Source organism: Streptomyces sp. NPDC101152 (assembly GCF_044768275.1).
In the GTDB taxonomy this organism is placed as follows: domain Bacteria; phylum Actinomycetota; class Actinomycetes; order Streptomycetales; family Streptomycetaceae; genus Streptomyces.
Map to the genome: position 1 here is coordinate 12,571 of NZ_JBIWPO010000047.1, position 20,861 is coordinate 33,431.

Here is a 20,861-nt window from a genome sequence, read left to right on the forward strand (position 1 = left end):
TCGGGACTCGGTGCCTCCGGTGCCGTTCCGCCGGACGAATCCTGTGGACCTTCTCATCGTCCGCACAGGCAGATGCCTCAACGCCCCGTACGGTTGCGCGCCAAGCGGCGATCGCCGAGGAGGTCACGCACGGTGAGCCTGGCATCGGGGTCCTGGGACCAAGCGTCCACCATGAGCCTCGTTCCCTTCACGCTCACGTTGCACGCTGCATTGCACAACACTACCGCCAAGCCGATCGCCGGTATCGACAGCATTTCGAGCATCGCCTTTCCCGTGCTCGGCTGAACGCCGGCACTCAGCTGGCTGTCCGTGAGAGCCGAAGGCTTGACGAGAGCATCGATGGTGATCACCACGAGTGCGACAGTCAGCAGCACTGTCGCGGCGACCGCGAGTCCAGTAGCAAGCCTGTCCACGCTCTGTCCGGCCATCACCCGTCGATACGCGACCACTAAAACGCAGAGGCACACGACGAGGCAGGCGCCTGCCGTGCTGTTCATGGGGAGTAGGTGGGCCAGCCTCCCCGGTTCCAGAAGTCGTGCGTAGCCTTCCTGTCGGATCGCCGTCTCGATTTCCTGCCCTCGGGCGCGATCCAGCCAGAGTGACAGGCCCTGACCCATGACGTACCACAGGCCGAGTAGGAACAGTTGCGCGCAGGGAACGAGAACACTGACCGCACAGGCTCTGACGATGTGCACCAGCGGCATCGCCCTGGAAGTCGCGATGTAATCGCGCACAACGCGCCCGCGCTCGACGGTTCTTCGGGCAGTATCGTTCCAGCTTCGAAGCCAATGGGCCAGCAGGACCAGGGTGATGATCCCGGAAGGGATGCCGAGGAACGCAAGGAGTGCGGCCAGGACTGCGCTCGGCGTGGGCAGTTGATTCACGTCCATCGGTCCCCCGCGGCTCCGCAGCCCCCTGACGTGAAGCCAGTATCCTACGCCTTCCAATCTGAGCTGCCCCGTGGTCTGCCCTGGGTCTGATGGAGTCGGGTCGCTGGAGAATTCCGTCCAGCAGCCTCCGGAGGCCGTCATACCCCGCAGGTATCCACCCGAGTTCCGCCGCCGTGTCCTCGACCTGGTCGCCTCCGGCGGGAAGGTCGCCGCGGTGGCGAAGCTCCTCGGCAGCAGCGCGCAGACCATCTACGTCTGGCGCCGCCAGCACCTGATCGACACCGGGCAGATGCCCGGTGTCCCCACCCACGAGCAGGCCGAACTCGCTGCGGCCGGCAAGCGGACCGCAGAACTGGAAGCCCAGCTGGCTATCCACCGCGTGCACACCGGCACCGCACTGCGCGGCATGGCCACCTTTCGCAACCTCGCCACAGGCGCCCTGAAGGTCCTGGGAGTCGGTGCCGCTCCGTCCACGCCGGCTCACCTCCGCTCGCGCGGAGAGGACCAAGGTGGTTCCCTCGGGCCAGCTGCCTGTCACGGCTCACCTCCGCTCGCGCGGAGAGGACGCTACCGGGAACACGCACGCAGCACCCTTCGGCGGCTCACCTCCGCTCGCGCGGAGAGCGAAGTTCACGCCTTCGGGTGTAGATGAGCCATGAGACATGCTCGACCAGCTCGTGCGGGACATCGAGCGTGGAAGGATACGGAACCAACGAAGCCCCCCGGCCGTCGGCGTGTTGAGTGAGATCACCACACCAACGACGAGGGGCTTCGCCACGTCACCCCACCTGACCAGCCTGTTTCACTCCTCAGACCCCAGGATGAAAGAGGTTCACTGAGCGTTTTCAGTGTGGCCACTGATCGAGTGACGGGGCAGTGTGAGGTCGGGGCGCGCAACGGACAGGGCTCCCGTGCCGTTGAGGGAGGTGTTCGACGTCTCAACTCATCAGCACAGGAGCCCTGTTGGTTCCGTATCCTGCCGCACTCGACCTGCCTCACGCCTTGGTCGAGTGGGTCACGATGCTCATCGTCACCCGTGAGGGTGACCGGCGGTGCAAACTCCCGCCGCACCGCCGTGCGCTGGTCGCACTCGTGTACCTGCGTCGCCATGACACCCTCGCCCGTATTGCCAGAGCCTTCGGGATATCCGTCGGTACCGCCCATGCCTACGTCATCGCGGTCACCGGTCTGCTCGCCGAGCATGCGCCGGGCCTGCTGAAGACGCTGCGCGCGCACGACCCGGACTTCGTCCTCCTGGACGGCACGCTCGCAGAGTGCGACCGCGTCGGCGACGGCAAGGCCGACTACTCCTCGAAACACAAGCGGCACGGGGTGAACGTGCAGGTCGTCACGGACCCGACCGGCGAGATTCTGTGGCTCTCGCCGGCATTGCCTGGCCGCACCCACGATCTGACGGCCGCCCGCACCCACCAGATCCTCCGGATCTGCGCGCGCCAAGGCGTCCCTATCCTCGCCGACATGGCCTACATCGGAGCGGGCGACTGGGTCACCACCGCCAAACGTCGCCCGCCAGGCGGTGAACTCACCTTCACCGAGCAGACCGAGAACCGGGCCCTGTCCGCGGCCCGGGCACCTGTCGAACGAGGCATGGCACGGCTGAAGTCCTGGCAGATCTTCCGCAGATCCCGCATCAGCCCCAACCGCATGAGCGTCATCACCAAGGCTGTACTCACCCTGGAGAAGCACCGCTGAAAACGCTCACTGATCGCCGTGCCCGCCCGGTTCCTGGCGGCAGTGGTCAGAAGCTGTACGGGCCGAAGCGACCCCAGGCCACCAGGGCAGCCAGGATGAGCAGGACGGCGTTGAAGGCGATGGCGCCGGGTTCCTTGCGTCGGGCGTGGGTGATCGCGGCCGGCACCATCACCACTACCAGGCCTGTCGCGGCCAGCGGTGTCAGTACGGGGGTGTGCTAGTGGCCGCGGGCAGGATCAGTCCGAGGGCGCCGGCGAACTCCACGACCCCGATGAAGCGGACGCTGCCTGGGAGAAGTCGGCCACCCAGGGCAGCTGTTCGGTCAGCTAGAGGGGCAGGGAAGGAGCGCGCGGGCACCCCTTCCCGGGAGTGGCCGAGAAGTGCCAGTCGGGCGGCAGCGCCGCCGCCGGCGGTCAGGAATGCTCGTCTGTCCATCATGAACCGTTCTGGGAATGGGCCGTTGTGGCGGCGGGCCCGGGCAGGCAGGTGTGCAGGAGGGATGCGATGGGCACGGCAGCATGCCCAGCCAGGTCAAAAAGAGGGAATGTTGAGCAGGGCGGTGCCGATCGCCGGGGCCGTGGGGCCTGCTCAGATCTTGATGACGAGCTTGCCCCGGGCGTGGCCGGCCTCGCTGCGGGCGTGGGCCTCGGCGATCCGGTCGAGGGGGTACGCGGCTTCGATGTGCGGGACGTACGCTCCGGCCGCCCCCAGGTCCGCGGCCTCCACCAGCGAGGCCGGCGTGGGGACGTCGGGTGAGACCGAGAGACGGGCGCCGTGTTGCTGAGCGGTCGGGTCGGCGATGGAGACGACGGCTGCCGGAGTGGGCGCGATCTTGACGAGGTCCGGCAGGGAGCCGGCGCCCGCCACGTCGGCGACGACGTCCACACCGGCGGGAGCGAGCGCGCGCACGCGGTCCGCCAGCCCGGGCCCGTAGGTCGTGGGCGTGGCGCCGAGCGAGCGCAGGTATGCGTGGTTGCCCTCGCCGGCGGTGCCTATCACGGTGGCTCCGCGGGCGACGGCGAACTGGACCAAGGCACTGCCGACACCACCGGAGGCACCCTCGACCAGCAGCGTGCTGCCCGCACCGACCTTCAGCTCGTTCAGCACGCGGATCGACGCCTCGGCCGCCGCCCCCACGGCTGCGGCCTGCTCCATCGTCCACGCGTCCGGTACCGGCGCCCATTCGTAGAGCACCGCGTATTCGGCCGTGGTCCCCACGCTCGAGTTCCCGAACACCCGGTCGCCGACGGCGACACCCGTCACGCCGTCACCGACCTCGTCCACCACTCCGGCTGCGTCCCGGCCCGGGATCTTCGGGAACTGCAGCGGCATCATGTCCTTCAGGTACCCGGCCCGGAGTTTGACGTCGATCGGGTTGACACTGGCGGCCTCGACCCGGATCCGGACCTCGCCCGGACCGGCGTGCGGCTCGGGCACGTCCTCGACCCTCAGCACCGACGGGTCGCCGTACTCGTGATAGGTCACTGCTCGCATCGAAAAGGACCTCCAAGTTCTCAATAGACTTGGGTAGTTGGGAGTCGATAGCCGGGTGGGCGGTGGGGCGGGCGCCATGCTGCGGGGCGCTCAGGCGGCCTTGGTGACCGAGCGCATCACCCGTGCCGCGTCCGCGCCCGCACGAGGAGGATCCGCACGCCCCTCGGGAAGGGGACCTCATGGGCCCCTCATGGGGCCATGAGCATGCGGTGTCCGGTCCCGACGAGGGGGGCCGACACCGCATGCGTGGCTGGGTCAGACGGCCGACCAGCCGTTGTCGACGGGGAGTACGACGCCGCTGATGTTGCTCGCCTCGTTTGAGGCGAGGAACACGATGGCCGCTGCGATTTCCTCCGCCGCGCCCACGCGGCCTATGTTCTCCCGGTAGCGGCCCACGATCGATGCGCCGTCGCCATCGAAGGTGACCGTGTCGGATATGTGGGTCAGGGTGCCGCCGGGGGCGACGGCGTTCACGCGGACGCCACGGTCCCGGTACATGACCGCGGTCGACTTCGTCAGGCCGATGATCCCGTGCTTGGAGACGGTGTACGCGGTGCCGGCGGCGCTGCCGCGCAGGGCCGCCTCCGAGGCCGTGTTGACGATGGCGCCGTTGCCGCGGGCCAGCAGGTGGGGCAGGGCGGCACGGGTGAGCAGGAACGGAGCGGTGAGGTTGATCCGTATGACCCGCTCCCACTCCGCGTCGCTCACATCGGCGGTGGCGGTCATGGTGTCCATGATCCCGGCGTTGTTGACCAGGACGTCGAGGCCGCCGAAGGCTTCCACGGCCGTGCTGATCACCTCGTCGACGGTGTGCTGGTCGCTCAGGTCGCCGACGACCGCGCGGGCGGTGCCGCCGTCCGCTTCGATCTCCTTGACGACCGCCTCGGCGCCGTCGGCGTTGAGATCGGCGACGAGGACCTTGTCGCCGAGCTGCGCGAACCGCAGCGCCGTGGCGCGTCCGATCCCCGACCCGGCGCCGGTGACGACGACGCCGCGACCTTGTGATCCGGTTGTGCTGCTCATGCTGCCGCTCCTTCCAGGAGGGACACGGCCTGCCGCCAGGGCGTGCGGGCGGCGAGGGCCTGTTGTCAGGTGCTGATGCTCTTGGGTGGCTTGCCGACGGTCAGGACGCCGGCGAGGTGGTCACCGGTGCGGTGGACAGCGGTGAACTTCCGTTGCTCCAGGCTGTCTTCAGCGATCCGTATCTGGTCGTGGCCGCGCAGGCAGCCGTAGGCAAGTGGGTGTTTTTCTTCCTTCCGGCGTTGTTGATCTTTGTTCCGGAACGGGGTGTGCATGCTGCCGGGACTTGATGAACCGGGTGGATGAAGGTCTTGTCGCCTCGTGTCCTTCGGGCTCTTGAACGGTTCGATGCCGCCTGTCCCTGGGGCCACAACGCTCACTACCACCGCGGGGCGCCGCCGGGTTCCAAGGCCGTGGGGGGGGCGGGCAGGCGCCGCCCACGCCGCGTTGTTCACCGGGGGTACGTCGGCGGCCAGCCGGCAGGTGCGGCGTGGCCGCTCCGGATCACTCTTTCCAGAAGCCTTCGAGGTGGTAGGGGTCCTTGACCTCGTCGAAGCCGATGGGGCGGAGTGTGTAGTCGCAGGTGAGCGTCCGGTAGGGGCCGGTCAGACCGCGTGCTTCCCACTCGGCGGGGTCGTCGTGGAGTTCGGTCCTGTAAATCAGGTCCCGTGCGATGGCACCCTCGCTGACCGTGTCGACGAGCGGATCGCCGTCGAAGTGGATCTGGTTTGTGAGCATGTGATGGTCGTCGTGGGTGATGTGCGCGTGGATGTGCCTGGCGCGTGAGTTGGCCCGTCCCAGCATGAGCAGGAGGCCGTCGAGCAGGCTGCCCGGCACCGCCGCGCCCTCCACCCCGGGCACGACGGTCCGGTACTCGTAGCGGCCCTCGGCATCCGTGACGATCTTGCCGCGCAGGTGGTACTTCGGCAGGTCGAAGTCGACTACGTCGAGGCCCGCCAGGGGTCCCGCCTGCTCGGGTGTCAGGCCCGAGTACCGGCCGTCGGCGGTGGTCTGCCAGAGATCGATGACCGCGCCGGGCAGCGGCTTGCCCGAGGTGGAGCGTACGGTGCCGGAGACGAGCAGGGTTTCGCCGGGCTCGTCGGGCGCCATCGGCAGGACGCCGGGGTTGTCGATCTGCGGTGCACCGGGGACGTAGGCGGGCCCGGTCGCCATCCAGGTGGAGGCGCCGTCCTTCTCCGGGTGCGCGTAGGCCCTGCCGTAGCTGACCTCCATCGTGTTGTTGGCGAGGAGCTGGATCATCGCCAGCGGGAACTCCCCTGACGCGACGAGCTTCGTCACGTAGGTGATGGCCTGACCCAGCTCCTCGAACGTGATGCCCTGCCTGAGTGCCAGGTCCCCGAACGTCTTCTGGAGATCGTCGAAGACGACGCGCAGGCGCTGGTTGAACGCGATGTCAGTGTGGGGGGTGTCAGTGGTGGTCATGTCACTCCAATCCGGCGTCGCCGTCGGGGGACGGCGCGCCTAAGGTGGGACAGCTGTGGTGCATGAGGTGGGTGTGGATCATGGGGTGGGTCAGGCGGCGGGTCGGCCGGTCAGGGTCGAGCCCAGGCGGCGGGCCTCGTCGTGCGCCTTCGTCAGGGATGCTTCGTGGAGGGGGAGGAGAGGGGCCATCATCGGCACGTGCGGGGCCATGGTCAGCTCGGGCAGGACCGTCGTCAGGTCGAGGCCGAGGTTGGTCGGGTGGCCCAGGACGGTTTCCAGCGTGGGCACCAGGTGGTCCATGCCCTCCTTCGGGGCGCCGGGGCCGTAGCCGCCGCCGCGCGCGGAGATCAGCACGGCCGGGCGGCCGAGGGTGGGAGGGGCTGCGTCGAAGCTCAGGGTGCGCCCGCCGACCATGATCTGGTCCAGCCATGCCTTGAACACGGACGGCATCGTGAGGTTGTACAGCGGCACGGTGAACAGGTAGGCGTCGGCGCCGAGGAACTCCTCGATCAGCTCGTCCTGGACCGCCGCGGCCTTCGCCTGCTCGGGGGTGTGCTCGGCGGGGTCGGTGGTGCGGGCGGTGATGCCCGCCGCGCTGAGGTGCGGGGCGGGTGAGGCGGCCAGGTCGCGGTGGACGACCGGGCCCTTCCACTCGTCACGGAAGGACCGGGCGACCTGACGGGAGACGGATGCCTCGCCGAGCGAGGACGCGTCGATGTGCAGCAGGTAGGACATGGCGAAGTCAGCCTTTCAAATCAATCAAGGGTGGGTCGGGGGGTGAAGGGTGGGGGTCAGCTGCGGGCCGGTATGGCGCAGCCGTCGGGGCCGCAGACCGCAGCGTCGCCGCCGGTGGTGAGGGTGAGCGGGTGGGAGGCGTCCCAGGCCGTGCGCAGCACGTCGAGAAGGCCGTCGCTGTCCTGCGCGCCGGGAATGCCGTACCTGCCGTCGACGACGATGAAGGGCGCGCCGGTGGCGCCCAGGCGCTGGGCGCGGGCGGCATCGTCGCCCACCTGCCGCCGGTAGCGGTGCTCGGTGAGCGCCCGGCGGGTGCCCTCGCGGTCCAGGCCGATCTCCTGGCCCAGGTCGAGCAGGTCGTCCATGCTGAAGACGGGGCGGGCCTGGCCGAAGTAGGCGCGGAAGATCGCGTCCCAGGCTTCACGGTTCTTGCCCTCGGCGGAGGCGTGGGCGAGGAACTCGTGCGCCAGGTCCGTGTTGCCGACCAGGTTGTCCAGCACCCGGTAGGGGGTGAGTCCCTCGGCTGCGGCCAGCGCCTCGATCCGACGCGTGGACGTCTCGGCCTGGGAGCCGCCCATGCCGTACCGGCTCAGCAGCACCTCCCGGACGGAGAACGTCTCCCCCACGGGGAAGGAACTGCTCAGCGGGAACGAGTGGTGGACGACCTCCACCTCATCGCCGTGCTCGAACCGCTGCACGGCCCGGTCCACACGGTGGCTGCCCAGTCCGCACCAGGGGCACGTGACCTCGGCCCAGACCTCGACCTTCATGACGCGCCTCCCATGCCTACGCTTTACTCCTACGTTTTGTTCGTAGCGCCATGATGGACCAGTATGGAAGCCGATACAAAAGGCACTTTGATGTGTGTGCCGGAGAGGAATGTGCGTCATGGAGGTCACCGGCAGTTCGGGCGGCGCGGCGGCGGCAGCGGGGCCCTGCGCCGCCATCCCCGCCGAGCACATGGCATTCATCCGGCAGGTCCTCGACCGCGTCGGCGACAAGTGGAGCCTGCTGCTCATCGCGGTGGTGGAGGCCGGCCCGCTGCGCTACACCGACCTGCAGCGCCAAATCCCGGGAATCTCCCAGCGGATGCTCACCCTCACCCTCCGCCAGCTCCACGAGGACGGTCTGATCACCCGCACCGCCTACGCGGAGGTTCCACCGCGCGTCGAGTACGCCCTCACCCCGCTGGGGCGCGGCCTCCACGAGATCGTGACATCCCTGATCGGCTGGGCCACCGACCACCACGACGAGATCCGCGCGCACCGGGCCCGCGCCACGGCATCGTGAAGAGCGTTTCAGCGCGCAGGCGTACTTGAAGTCGATGCGGCAGCGCACCGCCTCGGCAGGAACCGGCGGCACGCTCACCGTGGCGAGTTGGGCCGGTCCCGTACCCACATCGCGGTCGTCCCCGCGGGATTCTCGCCCGCGGCACCTGCGCGGTCAGGGACGGGACCTGCCTCTGTCGGACCCCATCGATCCGGTGCTGTCATTCAGGTGGAGGGTACGGGCGCTCCGCGCACAGCCCATCCACGCTTCGTGGTCACCGAGTTGACGGCAGTCGACTTGGCCTGCGCGGACCAGGATGTCGTGGTTGGCAACCACTCAACTGGGGTCGGGCGCCACGCCGGTCAACTCGGCGCTGATGTCCCACAGACGCGCGGCGGTCGCGGTGTCGGCCAGTCGGCCTCGGAACTGGTTCGAGTCTGGGCCTGCCGCGCGCTCCGATGACCCGTGGCCCCCACAGCTGGCCGCCGTGCACCGCTGGATCCAGTACTGCCCGGACGGGGGCCAGGCCACTGCGCCCTTGCCCTGCGCCACGGCGCGGAGCTGCAGGCCACGCAGCAGTTACCCCGTCGTGCGGGCGTGCACGGGCGGGCGTGACGGCGAGAGCGAGTCGAATCCGCCACCAGGATGGACGACCACGCTCATGATCGGGCTCCTGGTCGTACGCAGCCGGCGGTCGAGCTCGAAACCGAACAGCATCTGGGCGAGCTTCGACCGCCCGTACGCACGCCTGGTCCGGTAATCGCGGATGCTCTGGAGGTCGTCCATGTCGAGTCGCGCGGACTTGCCCAGCATGCTGCCCATGACGACGATGCGGCCGCCCGGGGCCATGATCCGCATCAGGTGTGCGGTCAACGCCCGATGCCCGAGGTGGTTGGTGCCGAACGTCAACTCGTGACTGTCCACGGTCTCCGCGCGCTGCGCCAGCTCGCTCAGCACGCCCGCGTTGTGCACGACCGCGTCGAGCTTGTCCAGCTCAAGCCGGTCCACCGAGGGCTTGACCGAGGACAGATCGGCCAGATCCAGCTCGACGGCCCGCATCCGTGCGTTCGGTATGCGAGCGCGGATCGCGGTGATCGCGGCGGCGGCCTGAGGTCGTCTCGTGTCCGGCCAACAGCAACAGGCTGTCCCGCAGCAGGCGGCGCATGATCTTGCCGGAGCGGGTCTTCGGCAGCTCGGCCACCGGCAGGATCCGCTTGGGCTTGGCGATCGGGCCGAGGGTGGCGCCGACGTGGCCCTGCAGGTCGGCGATGAGGTTCTCGTCCTCGGCGTTCGCCGTGCCGCGCAGGATCACGAAGGCGACGATGGCCTGTCCGGTGGTCTCGTCGGCGGCACCGACGACGGCCGCCTCGGCGACGGACGGGTGGGAGACGAGCGCGGACTCGACCTCGGTGGTGGAGATGTTGTGCCCGGACACGAGCATCACGTCGTCCACCCGGCCGAGCAGCCAGATGTCCCCGTCGTCGTCCTCCTTCGCGCCGTCACCGGCGAAGTACTTGCCCTCGAAGCACGACCAGTACGTGTCGAGGAAGCGCTGGCCGTCGCCCCAGATGGTGCGCAGCACTGTTCGTACGCCTCGGCCGTGACGTTGGCGTTCGCTGCCAGGTCCGCGGGCGGCGCGAACCTGCGCTCTTCCTTGAGCAGGTTCGCCCGACTCTCGTCGGTCATGGGAAGTCCCTTGTCACGTGGGTGAATCAGTGGCGCATGGGCGGAGTCGGCTGTTTCACGGCTGGAGGGGGTGGTCCTCGCCACGAGCCAATTGCCTTGTGAGGAGCGCCAGTTGTAGCCGCAGGTGGCCTGTGAGGGTGTGGACCGGCCAGCCGAGGAGACCCTCTGCGCGGGCGAGTCGCGCCTGCAGTGTGGAGTGGTGGATGTTGAGCTTTGCGGCGGCGGCGCGTCGGCTCTGGGTGGTTGCGACAGCGCCCAGCGTGGCGAGCATCCATGGGGCGTCGGCGAGCGCGGCGTCGAGTGCGCGGGCGTCGGGCGGAGGCCCGGTGTCCGATCCGACGAGGTTCGCGAGAAGCAGGATGTCGCCGAGATCTTCGGCGTACATCACGCGCTCGCCCGGGTCGCCGGCCGTTCCCTCGCCGGTGAATCGCAGCGCGGTCCGGGCAACTGCCCAGGACTGCGGCAGATCGAGCACAGGGACGGCCGGCCCGATTCCGACCCTTCCGGCGGGCAGATCGGCCTCCTTCAGTCGCTCGCCGCTGTGCGCGGGCAGGATTCGCGGATCTCCGCCCGGCACGGCCAGCGTGCGCACGCGTACGGTCGGGTCTCCACTGGTGAGACCGAGAGCATGTGCCGCGTGCATACGGGCTTCATCGGGCGCCGCGGAATCGAGCACCGTCTCCAGCAACGCCGGATCGTCGGATGGGGAGAGCGGCGCGCGACCACGGGTGCGATCCAGGATCTGGCGGAGAATGCCGGACGCTCGCTCCAGAATCACTGCGTCGACCATGCTCGGCGGGCCGGTGCGCTCCAGCCACAGGGCCGCCGAGATGTCCGGTGCGAGTTCCCGGGAGAGCCAGGAGGAGTCCGGCGGGGTGTCGGTGTCACGACGCTTCCCGTCGGGCTCTACGCGGATGCGCACGCGCCGGGCCGTGTCGATCAGCCGGGCCGGACATCCGGCCAGTACGGCGGCGCCACGCACCAGTGCCTCCAGGCCGGCCCTCGCTTCGGCCAGCCGGTCGAAGTAGGCGATGGCCTGGACAGCAGCCCCGGCATCCGGGTCCAGGGCGGTCAGGCGTCCGGCGAGTTCGTCCATGTGCTTCGGGGGATCGGAGGCGTCATTCGCCCAGTAGCCGGCGCAGCCACGTCACGCGTGCGGCGGCCGTGGCCTGGGAGATGGCGGCCTGGGGGGCCATGGCATCGAAGTTGTGGAAGCCGCCGGGCCATACGTGCAGTTCGGCGACTCCACCGGCCTGCCATATGCGAGATGCATAGGCGACAGCCTCGTCGCGGTAGGTTTCCCCGGAGCCGACGTCGATGAACGCCGGGGGCAGCCCGGACAGATCCTCCGCGCGGGCAGGCGCCGCGTACGCGGGTACGTCGTCACCACCGCGCCGCTCACCGAGCAGGGCCGTCCAGCCGACTTCGTTGGAGGTGCGGTCCCATATGCCCAGCCCGTTCATCTGGAGGGCGGAGAACGTGTCGTTGCGGTCATCCAGCATGGGGCACATCAGCACCTGCCCGATCGGGCTGGGGCCCTTGCGATCCCGGCTCAGCAGGGCCAGCGCCGCCGTCAGGCCACCGCCCGCGCTGGTGCCGGAGATGATGATCCGCTCCGGATCCGCGCCGATCTCCTCGGCGTTCTCCGCCACCCACGACAGGCCGGCGTACACGTCCTCCACCTGAGCGGGGTACGGGTGTTCAGGCGCCAGTCGGTATTCCACCGACACCACGACAGCGTCCAACTCCTGCGCCCAGTCGAGGGGTGTTTCCACGCCCATCCTGTTGTCCCCGAGCATCATGCCGCCGCCGTGGATGTAGTAGAACACCGGGCGTGGGCCGTCCGATGCCGCGGGGCGGCAGATCAGCAGTGAAACGTCCGGCTCGCCCTGAGGGCCGGGGACCAGCCGTTTCTCCACCTGAAAGTGGCCGTCACGACTCAGGTGCTCGTCGGTCACCAGTGCCATGCCCTGAGCTGCGGCCTCGCGCACCTGGACCACCTCGTCCAGTGAGAAGAACGCGGGCAGGTTCTGATTGATGATCTCCAGAGCCGCGGCCAGTTCCGGGTCGAAGGGGGGTGGGGTCAACGCCATGACGTGCTCCTTGGTTGGTACGGATCGCCTCACTGGGCGTGCATCCGATCGTCCATGCGTGATGGGGGTACGTGGGCTGCCGTCTGGCGGTATTTCTCAGCCACGTGGCGGATATGCCGAGAGACAGGCGTATGAGGGCTCGATGGAGCCCGAATTGCAAGAGCCGCTTTGCGGCGGACGCCGTTCCCGCACGGCAGGAAGGTCCGGCCCGCCGACCGTGTGTTCGGACGGCGCTTCCACCGACGGCCCAGGGCGTAGCCGAGCGTGTCACCAGTCATGCCGCCGGCTACGACGACCGCGGCGAGGACCAGGACGTTGAGATCGCCTCGGCCCGCGATCGCGGACGCGAGCAGGATGACCGTTTCGCCGGGCAGGAGCAAACCGATGAAGGCGCCGGTCTCGCCGGCTGTCATGGCGAACACCACGATGTACGACCACCATCCGGCCGCCTCGATCAAGGTATCGACGTGCATGGTCGTCAACCCGCTTGCCGCAACGGTAGTAGCTCAGGGTCGGGCTGCGGGGCTGGCGTCTGGCTACGGGACCGGAACGGCACTACGAGCCGTTGCGACGTCATCACCGGCGCCGTGTCCACGGCCGCGCGCTGTTGCCCGCCTCTTCGGCCCCACGGACGCCCGGTGGCGTACCACGTCATGAGCGGTACGGCTGCGGCCAGCAGCACTGCGAGCCATGTGCGGTCCGCAGTCGATACGGCCAACGTCGCGGTGGACAGGGCGAGAAGCAGCACCGTGACCCGTGGCCAGGTCCTCCGGCCGGCGGCGACCACCGCCAACGCCATCAGGGAGTACCAGCCCGCCTGTGCACCGGGGAACGCCACGTAGTCACGCAGGAGGAGCTCCTCGCGGACCGGCCAGCTCTGCATGACGGCGAAGGCGCCGAGACCGACCATGCCGGACAGCAGCAGCGCAATGGCAAAGCGCACATACAGCGCCTGATCCCGCCTGGCCAGCCAGAAAAGGACCAGTACCGTCAGGGGCAGCGCGGCCCAGGCCTGGCCCCAGGACAGCGCCTGCGCCGTGTCTCGTCCGAACGACACTGCGTCCTCTGCAACGGTGGCTCCGTAGGGGCTCAGCCGGCCGGCGGCGGACAACGCCCAGTCGGTCTCGCCGGACGCGTCCTGGCGGGCCGACACGGCGAGGAGGATGGCGAAGGAAAGCACCGTCGCTGCGACCGCGGCCGCCGCACGCCGTCGGCTCCGCCGGACGGTCGCTTCGGGTGGTGCCGTCCGGCCGGCAACTCCCGGTCTCTGGGTACCGCGCATGCGATGAGCGCAGGCGGCGACGCAGCTCACCGAGGGTTCCCGGCCGTAGGTGCCGCGCCGTTCAGGCGTTGCGCCCGGGCTGCTTCCCACAGCGGAATGACGCGCTGGGTCATTCGTTGCGCAGTGCTCGGCGACGGGGATCCGCTGTCCCTCCGGGATACGGACGGGGTCATGGCGGCCTCCTGATCAATCAGAGGCGCGCCGTTCAGCGGACGCGCCAACAGGTCCTGCTCATTGATCAGGTAAACCGGACTGTCATCTCCGGTTATTTCGGCCAGAAAGCGTGACGTGGGTCACATTTTCAAGGGGCTCTGATAGTGGACCGGATCCGCATCTACGTCGACCCCGGGGAAGGGTAAGCCGCTACACGCCCCGGACGCGTGCATCCTGCCCGAGGCCCTGAGGGTGGCGTCACACCGCTCCCGGCTGCTTCGGCGGCAGATCAGCGATTGCCGTCCTGGCCAGCGGATTTCAATCCCTTCGACTCCGCGTGCTCCCGTTTGGCGCGCGCAGCCTGCAGGGGGGTCGGTGCGGCAGGGAGCGGACCCGTCCGCCCAGGCCGGCATGCCTCGAGCAGGAGAGCGACGAGACGTCGCCACGCGTGCGGGGCGGCCAGGCGGGTCATTTGCGTCACGGCCGCGTTGGCGACGAGGAAGAGGAAAATATCCTCCGGTACGAGGTCGTCCCGGACTGCGCCGGCTTCTTGTGCGCGGCGAAGGATCTCGGCCTGGGCGCGGGCCTGGCGCCTGCAGGCTCCCGTCACTTCTTCCGAATTGGGGATCTCAAGAAGGAGCAGGTCGCCGAGACCCCGGTCGGTGGCCATGGCAGCACAGAGCCGCTCCACATACGTGCTGAAGCCGACCCAGGGGTCCTCGCACTGTGCGGCCTCTTCGGCGATGGCCGCCACCTTCACGAGCTCCTTCTCGAAGGCGGCTTCGACCAGGGCCCGGCGTGTGGGGAAGTGTCGATACAACGTTCCCGCACCCACGCTCGCGCGCTCCGCGACCTCGTCCAGTGGGGCATCCAGTCCCCGCTCTTCGAAGATCTGGCGAGCGGCCTCCAGGATGCGCTGCCTGTTTCGCAGGGCGTCTGCGCGAAGCCCCCGCCCGCTGACCTGTGCGCTCTCCGTCGATGCCATGGGTCCATCCTACCAATGGGAGAGTGCCGTCCGGTTAATGATCGGTGACTCTCGGAGGCCCTTGAAGATGCCGTGGAGAGTCGCCGAGCTGTGGCTGCTGTGCCGCCGGAGACCTTCTCGTCCCGGGTGCGCGTCGATCGCCGGCGTGGCCTGCCAGTTGGCCCTTCCGTGGTCGCGTGCCGACCGTAGCGGCGCCCTCAGCACCCCGAGCGCATCGGCCACACCTGCTCGGCCGCCAGGCCTGCGGGTCCTTGATCGCTTCCATGAGTGCTCGTGCCCCCAGTCCCGGGCTGCACCAATAGATCAGCTTCGACCCGCTGAGGAGTTGGGTGGTGATGAAGGCTCCAGTCACCGTTCCTATCCGCTACGCACAGCAATGTTCCTTTTGTATGGCCTTCTATGCTGACGCATCATGGCGTTACACACAAGGAGTCGGAATTGGAGAGGCGTCATGCAAGTGGAGATCTGGGCCGAGGTGACCTGCCCCTGGTGCGGACTCGCCAGCCACCGCGTCCATCGGGCCGTGGAGCGGTTCGAGCACGGGGACGAGGTGACGGTGGTCCACCGGTCGTTCCCGAGCGGCGACTTCTCCGAGGGGCAGATCCTCGGCGTCCGCGAGGCTCGGATGCGGCAGCATGGCATCGATGCCGCCGAGGCAGAGGCATCGACCCGGCGGATCGAGGCCCTGGCCGAAAGCGAGGGCCTGAGCCCCTACCACGTGCTGGACAATCGGGTCGGCAACACCGAACTGGCCCACGAGTTTCTTGCCCACGCCTCCGTCGAGGGTAAGAATCGCGAGGCCTGGGACGCGATCCTCCGTGCCTACTTCGGCAGGGCCGAGTCGGTCTTCGCCCTTGAGGACCTGCTGAAGCTCTCGGATGAGCTCGGCCTGGACCGCGAGCAGACCCGCCAGGCCCTCACCGAGCGGAGCTACCGAGCCGTGGTCCGCGGTGACGCGCGGCGTGCTCAGCGCCTCGGTGCCACGGGTGCGCCGTTCATCGTCATGGATGGACGTCACGGCGTCGCTCGTGCGCAGAAGACCGACATCCTGCTCGACCGGCTCCGCACCGCTTGGGGCGAAGCCCACCCCCTCGCCCCCGTGTCCGAGGGCGACGCCCCCGTCTCCGGCCCCAATGGCCGCGCCGAGCCGGCAGGAGGGGTTGGCTTGGGGTGGCAGTGAGGTCGAGTGTTGACGTCGCGCGTGTGACGCGGGCTGCCACGATCAGGGCAATCATCGCCTCCCCGCACCCGCGACCGGTCGGCAACATGACGGTGGCTGCGGTCAGTTCGTCGCGCCCGAGCCGAGGGCTGCGTTCCGCGGCGCCCCCGCCCGGGCCGCATACGCGAGACAACGCCAAGCCGTGCCACAACCCGCCCGAGGCCCCCGATTCCGGCAGCGATCGGTCCGACGGTGTAGTCCATGACACACATTCCCCTCCGTCACGCACAGCAATGTGCCTTTTGTGCAGCCTTCCGTGCTGTCGCACCATGGCGTTTCGCACAAACAGTCGGAATTGGAGTTGTGTCATGCAGGTAGAGATCTGGGCCGAGGTGACCTGCCCATGGTGCGGACTGGGCAGCCACCCCATGGACCGGGCCGTCCCGGTCCCGGTGCTCCCAGGTGCCCACCCTGGAGGCCGTTCTGGGCCGCGATGACCTCCTCGGTCTGGACGTGACCACGGTGATCCCGGAACCGGCCATGGCCTCGCACGTTCCGGCTCCGGCCGCGCTCCTGCCGCTGCACGAAACGTCCCTGACCGACGCTCACGAGCAGGTCCGGCGTCTGAACACAGCCGTCCCAGCCCAGACCGCCGCCTGACCACGGCCTGTCACTACATAGGAGAAACCCATGACTAACCTGCTCGTTCTCGGCGGCAGTGGCCGCACCGGAATCCATGTGCTCAAGGAGGCCGCCAAACGAGGTCACCGCGTTCGTGCCCTGGTGCGCAACCCCGACGCGGTCGGGGACCTGCCTGGCGTCGAGTTGATCGGCGGCACGCCCGAGAACATCGACGACCTCCGCAAGGCCGCCAAGGGAACGGAGGCGGTGATCAGCGCGCTCAACAACGCCCGCGCCTCTGACAATCCCTGGGCGAAGCCTGTCAGCCCGCCCATGTTCATGACCAACGTCACCCGTGACCTTCTGACTGTGATGGGTGAGCACGACATCCGCCGGATCGTCATCATCTCCACGCAGGGCGCCGGAAGCGACTGGGCCCGGATGAATCCGCTGGTCAAGACCGCCATCAACCTGTCCAACCTCAAGGCCGGTTTCGCCGACCACAGTGGCGTGGAGGAGGTCGTTCGCGACTCCGAGGCCGACTGGACCCTCGCCAGGGCCGTCGCCCTCACGGACAAGCCTGTCGGCCCTTCGTTGCGAGCCGCCGAGGCCGGCACCGAAAAGGCCGGTATGCGCATCTACCGCGCCGATCTCGCCGGTTTCCTCCTGGACGCCGTCGAGCAGGGCACCTGGATCCGCAAGGCGCCGCTCGTCTGGAACGCACGAGGCTGATACGCCCCCATCCGCCGTCTTCGAAGCATTTCGAGGGAGAGCCATGTCCAAAGTGATCGCCATCTTCGGTGCCGGCTCCGGCCTCGGAGCCTCCGTGGCCCGCCGTTTCGCCCGAGAAGGCTTTCAAGTCGCCCTCGTCGCGCGGCGCAAGGACCGCCTCGACGCTCTCGTCGAGCAACTGATCGTTGAAGGCGTGGACGCGGTCGGTTTCACCGCCGATCTCTCCGCGCCAGACCAGATACCCGGTCTAGTGGGCGCGATCCGAAGCCATTTCGGCCGTATAGACGTCATCGAGTACGGTCCGATCAGCGGAGAGCAGAGCTTCGTCTCCGCCGCCCAGCTGACCCCGGCGGCGCTGGCCAAGGATGTCCCGCTGCTCGTGCTCACACCGCTCGCCGTCGCGCAAGCCGTGCTGCCGGAGTGGATGGAACGGGGCGACGGCGCCTTCCTGATGACCACGGGTGCCAGCGCGGTTCACCCCGTGCCGCACCTCAGCGGCGTCGGCCCGCTCATGGCCGCCGCCCGCAACTGGCTGTACTCCCTCAATGGCGAACTGGCCGTATCCGGTATCTACGCCGGCACTCTGTCCGTCGGAGCGTTCATCGCCCGCAGCGAAATAGGTGAACAAGCAGCGTCAAGTGCCACGGCTTCCGACGCGCCAGGGGTGGGCCCGCTCGTCGATCCGGACGACCTCGCCGCGCACTACTGGGACATGTACACCAAGCGCGACCGTATCGAGCAGGTCCACCCCGCTCCTCATGGCAGTTGAGCCGTCCAACGGTCGTCCGGGCGTCGACCGCACTCGTCTGCCGACGGCGCGGGCGGTGGGCATTGAGCGAGCGGCTTGTCCAGCTCGAAGATCGCAGAGATCCCAGCTGTTCTCTTCTTGTGCGTACGGGGCAGCGGATTCGGGCCTGGCTGATGTCGGCACATCCGCTGTCCAGCGCGGCCGACACGGCACCGTCGATGAAGAGATCACCAGGTTCACGTCCGTACCAGGGCACCGCACATCACTGATCATCCTCACGGAGAACGACCATGCCACAAGCGCATACCAGCTCCGCCTCGCCCTCCCGCACGAACGCCTACGTAGCGGTGCTCGCCTTCAGCGGCATCGTGATCTCGCTGATGCAGTCCCTGGTGATCCCGATCGTGCCGGAGCTACCGAACCTTGTCCACGCATCGCCGTCGGACACTGCCTGGGCCGTCACGGCGACCCTGCTCGCAGCAGCGGTCGCGACCCCGATCACAGGCCGACTCGGTGACATGCTCGGCAAGCGCCGCATGCTCCTGGCCAGCCTCGTCATGATGGTCGCTGGGTCTTTCACCGCCGCCCTCGCCGACTCCTTGACCCCCTTGATCGTCGGACGCGCGCTTCAGGGCATGGCCGTCGGTGTCATCCCGCTCGGCATCAGCATCATGCGCGACCTACTACCCGCTGAACGGCTCGGCTCCGCCACCGCGTTGATGAGTGCCTCCCTCGGCGTCGGCGCTGCCTTCGGCCTACCGGCCGCTGCGGTCATCGCAGAGCATTTCAACTGGCACGTGCTGTTCTGGTCCGCGGGAACCGTGGGGATAATCGCCGGCCTGCTCGTAGTGGCCGTCGTACCGGAATCTCCCCAGCGCACGGGAGGACGTTTCGATCTGCTCGGTGCCGTCGGCCTGGCGGTCGGCCTGGTCTGCTTGCTGCTGGCCATATCCAAGGGCACTGACTGGGGGTGGGCCGGCGGAACCACCCTCGGACTGTTCGCCGCAGCCGCTGTGGTCCTGCCGATATGGGGCATAGTCGAACTGCGCACCGAAGCCCCCCTGGTCGACCTGCGCACCACTGCCCGCCGACAGGTGCTTTTCACGAACCTTGCCTCGATCGCGGTCGGTTTCAGCATGCTCTCGCTGTTGCTGATCCTGCCGCAGCTTCTCCAACTGCCCGAGCAGACCGGCTACGGGCTTGGCAGTTCCCTGCTCACCGCCGGATTGGTCATGGCACCGATGGGCCTGGTCATGATGGCCACCGCCCCCGTGTCCGCTGCCGTGTCCAGGGCCCGGGGTCCGAAGACCACGTTGCTGATCGGCACCCTGATCATCGCCGCAGGCTTTGCCATCAACATTGTTCTGATGGCACAGCTGTGGCAGTTCGTCCTGGTCACCTGCATTGTCGGTGCCGGCATCGGCTTCGCCTTCGGATCCATGCCCGCGCTCGTCATGGGCGCCGTCCCAGCTTCGGAGTCGGCCGCCGCGAACAGCCTCAACAACCTGATGCGCGCCATCGGTAGCTCGACTGCCAGCGCCGTCGCGGGCGTGGTCCTCTCCCAGATGACGACCACCTTCGATACCACCGTCCTGCCGTCGGAGAGCGGGTTCAAGACGGTCATGGCCATCGCCGGCGCTTCCGCCCTCCTCGCCTTCGTCCTCGGCACCTTCATTCCCAGCCATCGGGCGACGGCACCCGCGCCGGAGAAGGCGCCCGACTCCGCTCCCGAACCCGTAGCCGATGCCACGACAGACTGACAACTGGCACAAGAACTCGGCCAGACTGCACCGGCATCGGCCAGGTTCAGCAGCTTCAGATCCTCGGCGGAGTGCCCTGTGGGGGCCTCAGTGATCGCCGTCGGCCTCTGCGGCTGCCGTATATTTCGTCCGCCCAGGTCAGGCGACGTGCCGGTACTCGTGGATCACTCGCAGTGGTGCTGCCGCTGCCTGGTTCATCGCTTGATGGGGCCGGTGGGCGTTGTAGTGCGCCTCGAACTGGCGGAGGGCGTGGCGTAGGTGGCGCTCGTTCCAGATGAGGGTGCGGTCCAGGAGTTCGTGGCGGCAGGTCTGGACCCAGCGCTCCATGATTGAGTTCGTGCGAGGCGTCCGGACGCCGGTGAGCACGGTCTGGACGTCGGCGGCTGCCAAGATCTGGTCGAACTGCGCAGGGAACTTGGAGTCCCGGTCCCGGATGAGGTAAGTGACGGTGGCTGAGGCGTCTTCGGCCGGTCAGGGTGACGGTCTCGATGAAGTCGCAGGCCAGGAGTGCGTCGGCCTGAGAGTGCAGGAAGTCGGTCCAGGTCGTGGCGGCCCGGTCGGGTGCGGGGTCGATGCCCTCGGCCTGAGGATTTCCCAGACGGTGGAGGCTGCGATCTTGATGCCGAGGGTGGCGAGTTCGCCGTGCACCCTGCGGTAGCCCCACGACGGGTTCTCCCGGACCAGGCGCAGGATCAGGATGCGGATCGAGCGAACGGTGGGCGGGCGGCCCGGCCTATTGGATCGGCAGGCGCGAGCGTGGCGCTGCTTGATCAGGTCGCGGTGCCATCGCAGCACGGTGTCGGGCTGGACCAGCAACCGGAGCCGACGCAGAACCTGGCGCGGCAGCGGCACCAGCAGAGCCGCGAGGAACGCCCGGTCTTCCGGGGCGAACTTCACCCGGTCCTCCCCGAGCTGCCGCTCGAGAACCATGATCTGGTGGCGCAGGGCGAGGATCTCCGCGTCCTTGTCGCGGTCGCTCATCGGTAGCAGCCGCAGCGCAGCGAACGCATTGGTGATGGCCAGGTAGGAGAGACGAAGCAACACGAGCGCTCACACTGCCTCAGCACCGAACAAGCCC

The 20,861-nt window shown here is 68.4% G+C and carries 21 protein-coding genes and 4 pseudogenes; 8 read left to right on the forward strand and 17 right to left on the reverse strand.

Annotation, left to right across the window (positions count from 1 at the left end):
* Nucleotides 1–77: 77 nt before the first annotated feature.
* Nucleotides 78–884 (reverse strand): hypothetical protein, encoded by an 807-nt coding sequence (locus ACIRVK_RS36550; protein ID WP_404254903.1) that lies wholly within the window; start codon nucleotides 882–884, stop codon nucleotides 78–80.
* 76 nt (nucleotides 885–960) lie between these two features.
* On the opposite strand from ACIRVK_RS36550, the gene ACIRVK_RS36555 reads away from it, so the two are divergent.
* On the forward strand, nucleotides 961–1,542 hold the full coding sequence (locus ACIRVK_RS36555; protein WP_404254905.1) for a transposase: 582 nt from the start codon (nucleotides 961–963) through the stop codon (nucleotides 1,540–1,542).
* On the opposite strand, the pseudogene ACIRVK_RS36560 reads toward ACIRVK_RS36555, so the two are convergent.
* Nucleotides 1,496–1,644 (reverse strand): annotated as a pseudogene (locus ACIRVK_RS36560) (IS5/IS1182 family transposase); the annotation flags it as partial. The gene ACIRVK_RS36555 and the pseudogene ACIRVK_RS36560 overlap by 47 nt on opposite strands.
* A gap of 209 nt (nucleotides 1,645–1,853) precedes the next feature.
* On the opposite strand from ACIRVK_RS36560, the gene ACIRVK_RS36565 reads away from it, so the two are divergent.
* Nucleotides 1,854–2,603 carry a transposase family protein gene (locus tag ACIRVK_RS36565; RefSeq protein ID WP_404254907.1) on the forward strand — a complete coding sequence of 250 codons (750 nt, stop codon included), beginning with the start codon at nucleotides 1,854–1,856 and terminating at the stop codon, nucleotides 2,601–2,603.
* 46 nt (nucleotides 2,604–2,649) lie between these two features.
* On the opposite strand, the gene ACIRVK_RS36570 is transcribed toward ACIRVK_RS36565, so the two are convergent.
* The 7 genes from ACIRVK_RS36570 to ACIRVK_RS36600 all read right to left on the reverse strand — a co-directional run bounded on the left by ACIRVK_RS36570 (nucleotide 2,650) and on the right by ACIRVK_RS36600 (nucleotide 8,065).
* Nucleotides 2,650–2,772: a hypothetical protein gene (locus tag ACIRVK_RS36570; protein ID WP_404254909.1), complete on the reverse strand. Its 123-nt coding sequence runs from the start codon at nucleotides 2,770–2,772 to the stop codon at nucleotides 2,650–2,652.
* Nucleotides 2,773–3,191: 419 nt separating this feature from the next.
* The gene (locus tag ACIRVK_RS36575) at nucleotides 3,192–4,097 is read right to left on the reverse strand and encodes an NADP-dependent oxidoreductase (protein ID WP_404254911.1); all 906 of its coding nucleotides are present in this window, start codon (nucleotides 4,095–4,097) and stop codon (nucleotides 3,192–3,194) included.
* Nucleotides 4,098–4,352: 255 nt separating this feature from the next.
* Nucleotides 4,353–5,120: an SDR family NAD(P)-dependent oxidoreductase gene (locus ACIRVK_RS36580; RefSeq protein ID WP_404254913.1), complete on the reverse strand. Its 768-nt coding sequence runs from the start codon at nucleotides 5,118–5,120 to the stop codon at nucleotides 4,353–4,355.
* 65 nt (nucleotides 5,121–5,185) lie between these two features.
* A complete protein-coding gene (locus ACIRVK_RS36585; RefSeq protein WP_404254915.1) occupies nucleotides 5,186–5,392 on the reverse strand; it encodes a hypothetical protein in 207 nt (68 codons plus the stop codon).
* Between the two features lie 229 nt (nucleotides 5,393–5,621).
* Nucleotides 5,622–6,560, reverse strand: a complete 939-nt coding sequence (locus ACIRVK_RS36590; RefSeq protein ID WP_404254917.1) for a catechol 1,2-dioxygenase — start codon at nucleotides 6,558–6,560, stop codon at nucleotides 5,622–5,624.
* A 90-nt stretch (nucleotides 6,561–6,650) separates the two neighbouring features.
* Nucleotides 6,651–7,295, reverse strand: a complete 645-nt coding sequence (locus tag ACIRVK_RS36595; RefSeq protein ID WP_404254919.1) for an FMN-dependent NADH-azoreductase — start codon at nucleotides 7,293–7,295, stop codon at nucleotides 6,651–6,653.
* Nucleotides 7,296–7,351: 56 nt separating this feature from the next.
* The gene (locus ACIRVK_RS36600; protein ID WP_404254921.1) at nucleotides 7,352–8,065 is read right to left on the reverse strand and encodes a DsbA family protein; all 714 of its coding nucleotides are present in this window, start codon (nucleotides 8,063–8,065) and stop codon (nucleotides 7,352–7,354) included.
* A gap of 118 nt (nucleotides 8,066–8,183) precedes the next feature.
* Here ACIRVK_RS36600 and ACIRVK_RS36605 point away from each other — a divergent pair, with 118 nt between their 5' ends.
* Nucleotides 8,184–8,585 carry a winged helix-turn-helix transcriptional regulator gene (locus ACIRVK_RS36605; RefSeq protein WP_404254923.1) on the forward strand — a complete coding sequence of 134 codons (402 nt, stop codon included), beginning with the start codon at nucleotides 8,184–8,186 and terminating at the stop codon, nucleotides 8,583–8,585.
* A 315-nt stretch (nucleotides 8,586–8,900) separates the two neighbouring features.
* Here the strand turns inward: ACIRVK_RS36605 and ACIRVK_RS36610 are convergent.
* From ACIRVK_RS36610 to ACIRVK_RS36640, 7 genes and pseudogenes are all read right to left on the reverse strand, one after another.
* Nucleotides 8,901–9,680 (reverse strand): annotated as a pseudogene (locus ACIRVK_RS36610) (SDR family NAD(P)-dependent oxidoreductase); the annotation flags it as partial.
* A gap of 28 nt (nucleotides 9,681–9,708) precedes the next feature.
* Nucleotides 9,709–10,149: pseudogene (locus ACIRVK_RS36615) on the reverse strand (acetyl-coenzyme A synthetase); the annotation flags it as partial.
* Between the two features lie 156 nt (nucleotides 10,150–10,305).
* Nucleotides 10,306–11,346 (reverse strand): helix-turn-helix domain-containing protein, encoded by a 1,041-nt coding sequence (locus ACIRVK_RS36620; RefSeq protein ID WP_404254925.1) that lies wholly within the window; start codon nucleotides 11,344–11,346, stop codon nucleotides 10,306–10,308.
* A gap of 22 nt (nucleotides 11,347–11,368) precedes the next feature.
* A complete protein-coding gene (locus tag ACIRVK_RS36625) occupies nucleotides 11,369–12,343 on the reverse strand; it encodes an alpha/beta hydrolase (protein WP_404254927.1) in 975 nt (324 codons plus the stop codon).
* Between the two features lie 29 nt (nucleotides 12,344–12,372).
* Complete coding sequence (locus tag ACIRVK_RS36630; RefSeq protein ID WP_404254929.1) at nucleotides 12,373–12,825, reverse strand: DedA family protein; 453 nt, start codon at nucleotides 12,823–12,825, stop codon at nucleotides 12,373–12,375.
* Nucleotides 12,822–13,523 (reverse strand): hypothetical protein, encoded by a 702-nt coding sequence (locus ACIRVK_RS36635; RefSeq protein WP_404254931.1) that lies wholly within the window; start codon nucleotides 13,521–13,523, stop codon nucleotides 12,822–12,824. The genes ACIRVK_RS36630 and ACIRVK_RS36635 overlap by 4 nt, the downstream gene beginning before the upstream one ends.
* 544 nt (nucleotides 13,524–14,067) lie before the next feature.
* On the reverse strand, nucleotides 14,068–14,763 hold the full coding sequence (locus ACIRVK_RS36640; RefSeq protein WP_404254933.1) for a TetR/AcrR family transcriptional regulator: 696 nt from the start codon (nucleotides 14,761–14,763) through the stop codon (nucleotides 14,068–14,070).
* Between the two features lie 451 nt (nucleotides 14,764–15,214).
* Between ACIRVK_RS36640 and ACIRVK_RS36645 the strand changes: the two genes are divergently transcribed.
* The 5 genes from ACIRVK_RS36645 (at nucleotide 15,215) to ACIRVK_RS36665 (ending at nucleotide 19,783) form a co-directional block, all read left to right on the forward strand.
* The gene (locus ACIRVK_RS36645) at nucleotides 15,215–15,943 is read left to right on the forward strand and encodes a DsbA family protein (RefSeq protein WP_404254935.1); all 729 of its coding nucleotides are present in this window, start codon (nucleotides 15,215–15,217) and stop codon (nucleotides 15,941–15,943) included.
* 441 nt (nucleotides 15,944–16,384) lie between these two features.
* The gene (locus ACIRVK_RS36650; protein ID WP_404254937.1) at nucleotides 16,385–16,582 is read left to right on the forward strand and encodes a hypothetical protein; all 198 of its coding nucleotides are present in this window, start codon (nucleotides 16,385–16,387) and stop codon (nucleotides 16,580–16,582) included.
* Nucleotides 16,583–16,612: 30 nt separating this feature from the next.
* The gene (locus ACIRVK_RS36655; protein WP_404254939.1) at nucleotides 16,613–17,275 is read left to right on the forward strand and encodes an NAD(P)-dependent oxidoreductase; all 663 of its coding nucleotides are present in this window, start codon (nucleotides 16,613–16,615) and stop codon (nucleotides 17,273–17,275) included.
* 43 nt (nucleotides 17,276–17,318) lie between these two features.
* On the forward strand, nucleotides 17,319–18,044 hold the full coding sequence (locus tag ACIRVK_RS36660; RefSeq protein ID WP_404254941.1) for an SDR family NAD(P)-dependent oxidoreductase: 726 nt from the start codon (nucleotides 17,319–17,321) through the stop codon (nucleotides 18,042–18,044).
* Nucleotides 18,045–18,313: 269 nt separating this feature from the next.
* Nucleotides 18,314–19,783, forward strand: a complete 1,470-nt coding sequence (locus ACIRVK_RS36665) for an MFS transporter (protein WP_404254943.1) — start codon at nucleotides 18,314–18,316, stop codon at nucleotides 19,781–19,783.
* 138 nt (nucleotides 19,784–19,921) lie between these two features.
* Here the strand turns inward: ACIRVK_RS36665 and ACIRVK_RS36670 are convergent.
* Nucleotides 19,922–20,827, reverse strand: a pseudogene (locus ACIRVK_RS36670) (integrase core domain-containing protein).
* Nucleotides 20,828–20,861 lie beyond the last annotated feature (34 nt).

Excerpts from the sequence above, each read along its gene's own strand:
- ACIRVK_RS36570 (WP_404254909.1), bottom strand. The coding sequence starts at position 2,772 with ATGGTGCCGGCCGCGATCACCCACGCCCGACGCAAGGAACCCGGCGCC.
- ACIRVK_RS36575 (WP_404254911.1), bottom strand. The coding sequence starts at position 4,097 with ATGCGAGCAGTGACCTATCACGAGTACGGCGACCCGTCGGTGCTGAGG.
- ACIRVK_RS36580 (WP_404254913.1), bottom strand. The coding sequence starts at position 5,120 with ATGAGCAGCACAACCGGATCACAAGGTCGCGGCGTCGTCGTCACCGGC.
- ACIRVK_RS36585 (WP_404254915.1), bottom strand. The coding sequence starts at position 5,392 with ATGCACACCCCGTTCCGGAACAAAGATCAACAACGCCGGAAGGAAGAA.
- ACIRVK_RS36590 (WP_404254917.1), bottom strand. The coding sequence starts at position 6,560 with ATGACCACCACTGACACCCCCCACACTGACATCGCGTTCAACCAGCGC.
- ACIRVK_RS36595 (WP_404254919.1), bottom strand. The coding sequence starts at position 7,295 with ATGTCCTACCTGCTGCACATCGACGCGTCCTCGCTCGGCGAGGCATCC.
- ACIRVK_RS36600 (WP_404254921.1), bottom strand. The coding sequence starts at position 8,065 with ATGAAGGTCGAGGTCTGGGCCGAGGTCACGTGCCCCTGGTGCGGACTG.
- ACIRVK_RS36605 (WP_404254923.1), top strand. The coding sequence starts at position 8,184 with ATGGAGGTCACCGGCAGTTCGGGCGGCGCGGCGGCGGCAGCGGGGCCC.
- ACIRVK_RS36620 (WP_404254925.1), bottom strand. The coding sequence starts at position 11,346 with ATGGACGAACTCGCCGGACGCCTGACCGCCCTGGACCCGGATGCCGGG.
- ACIRVK_RS36625 (WP_404254927.1), bottom strand. The coding sequence starts at position 12,343 with ATGGCGTTGACCCCACCCCCCTTCGACCCGGAACTGGCCGCGGCTCTG.
- ACIRVK_RS36640 (WP_404254933.1), bottom strand. The coding sequence starts at position 14,763 with ATGGCATCGACGGAGAGCGCACAGGTCAGCGGGCGGGGGCTTCGCGCA.
- ACIRVK_RS36645 (WP_404254935.1), top strand. The coding sequence starts at position 15,215 with ATGCAAGTGGAGATCTGGGCCGAGGTGACCTGCCCCTGGTGCGGACTC.
- ACIRVK_RS36655 (WP_404254939.1), top strand. The coding sequence starts at position 16,613 with ATGACTAACCTGCTCGTTCTCGGCGGCAGTGGCCGCACCGGAATCCAT.
- ACIRVK_RS36660 (WP_404254941.1), top strand. The coding sequence starts at position 17,319 with ATGTCCAAAGTGATCGCCATCTTCGGTGCCGGCTCCGGCCTCGGAGCC.
- ACIRVK_RS36665 (WP_404254943.1), top strand. The coding sequence starts at position 18,314 with ATGCCACAAGCGCATACCAGCTCCGCCTCGCCCTCCCGCACGAACGCC.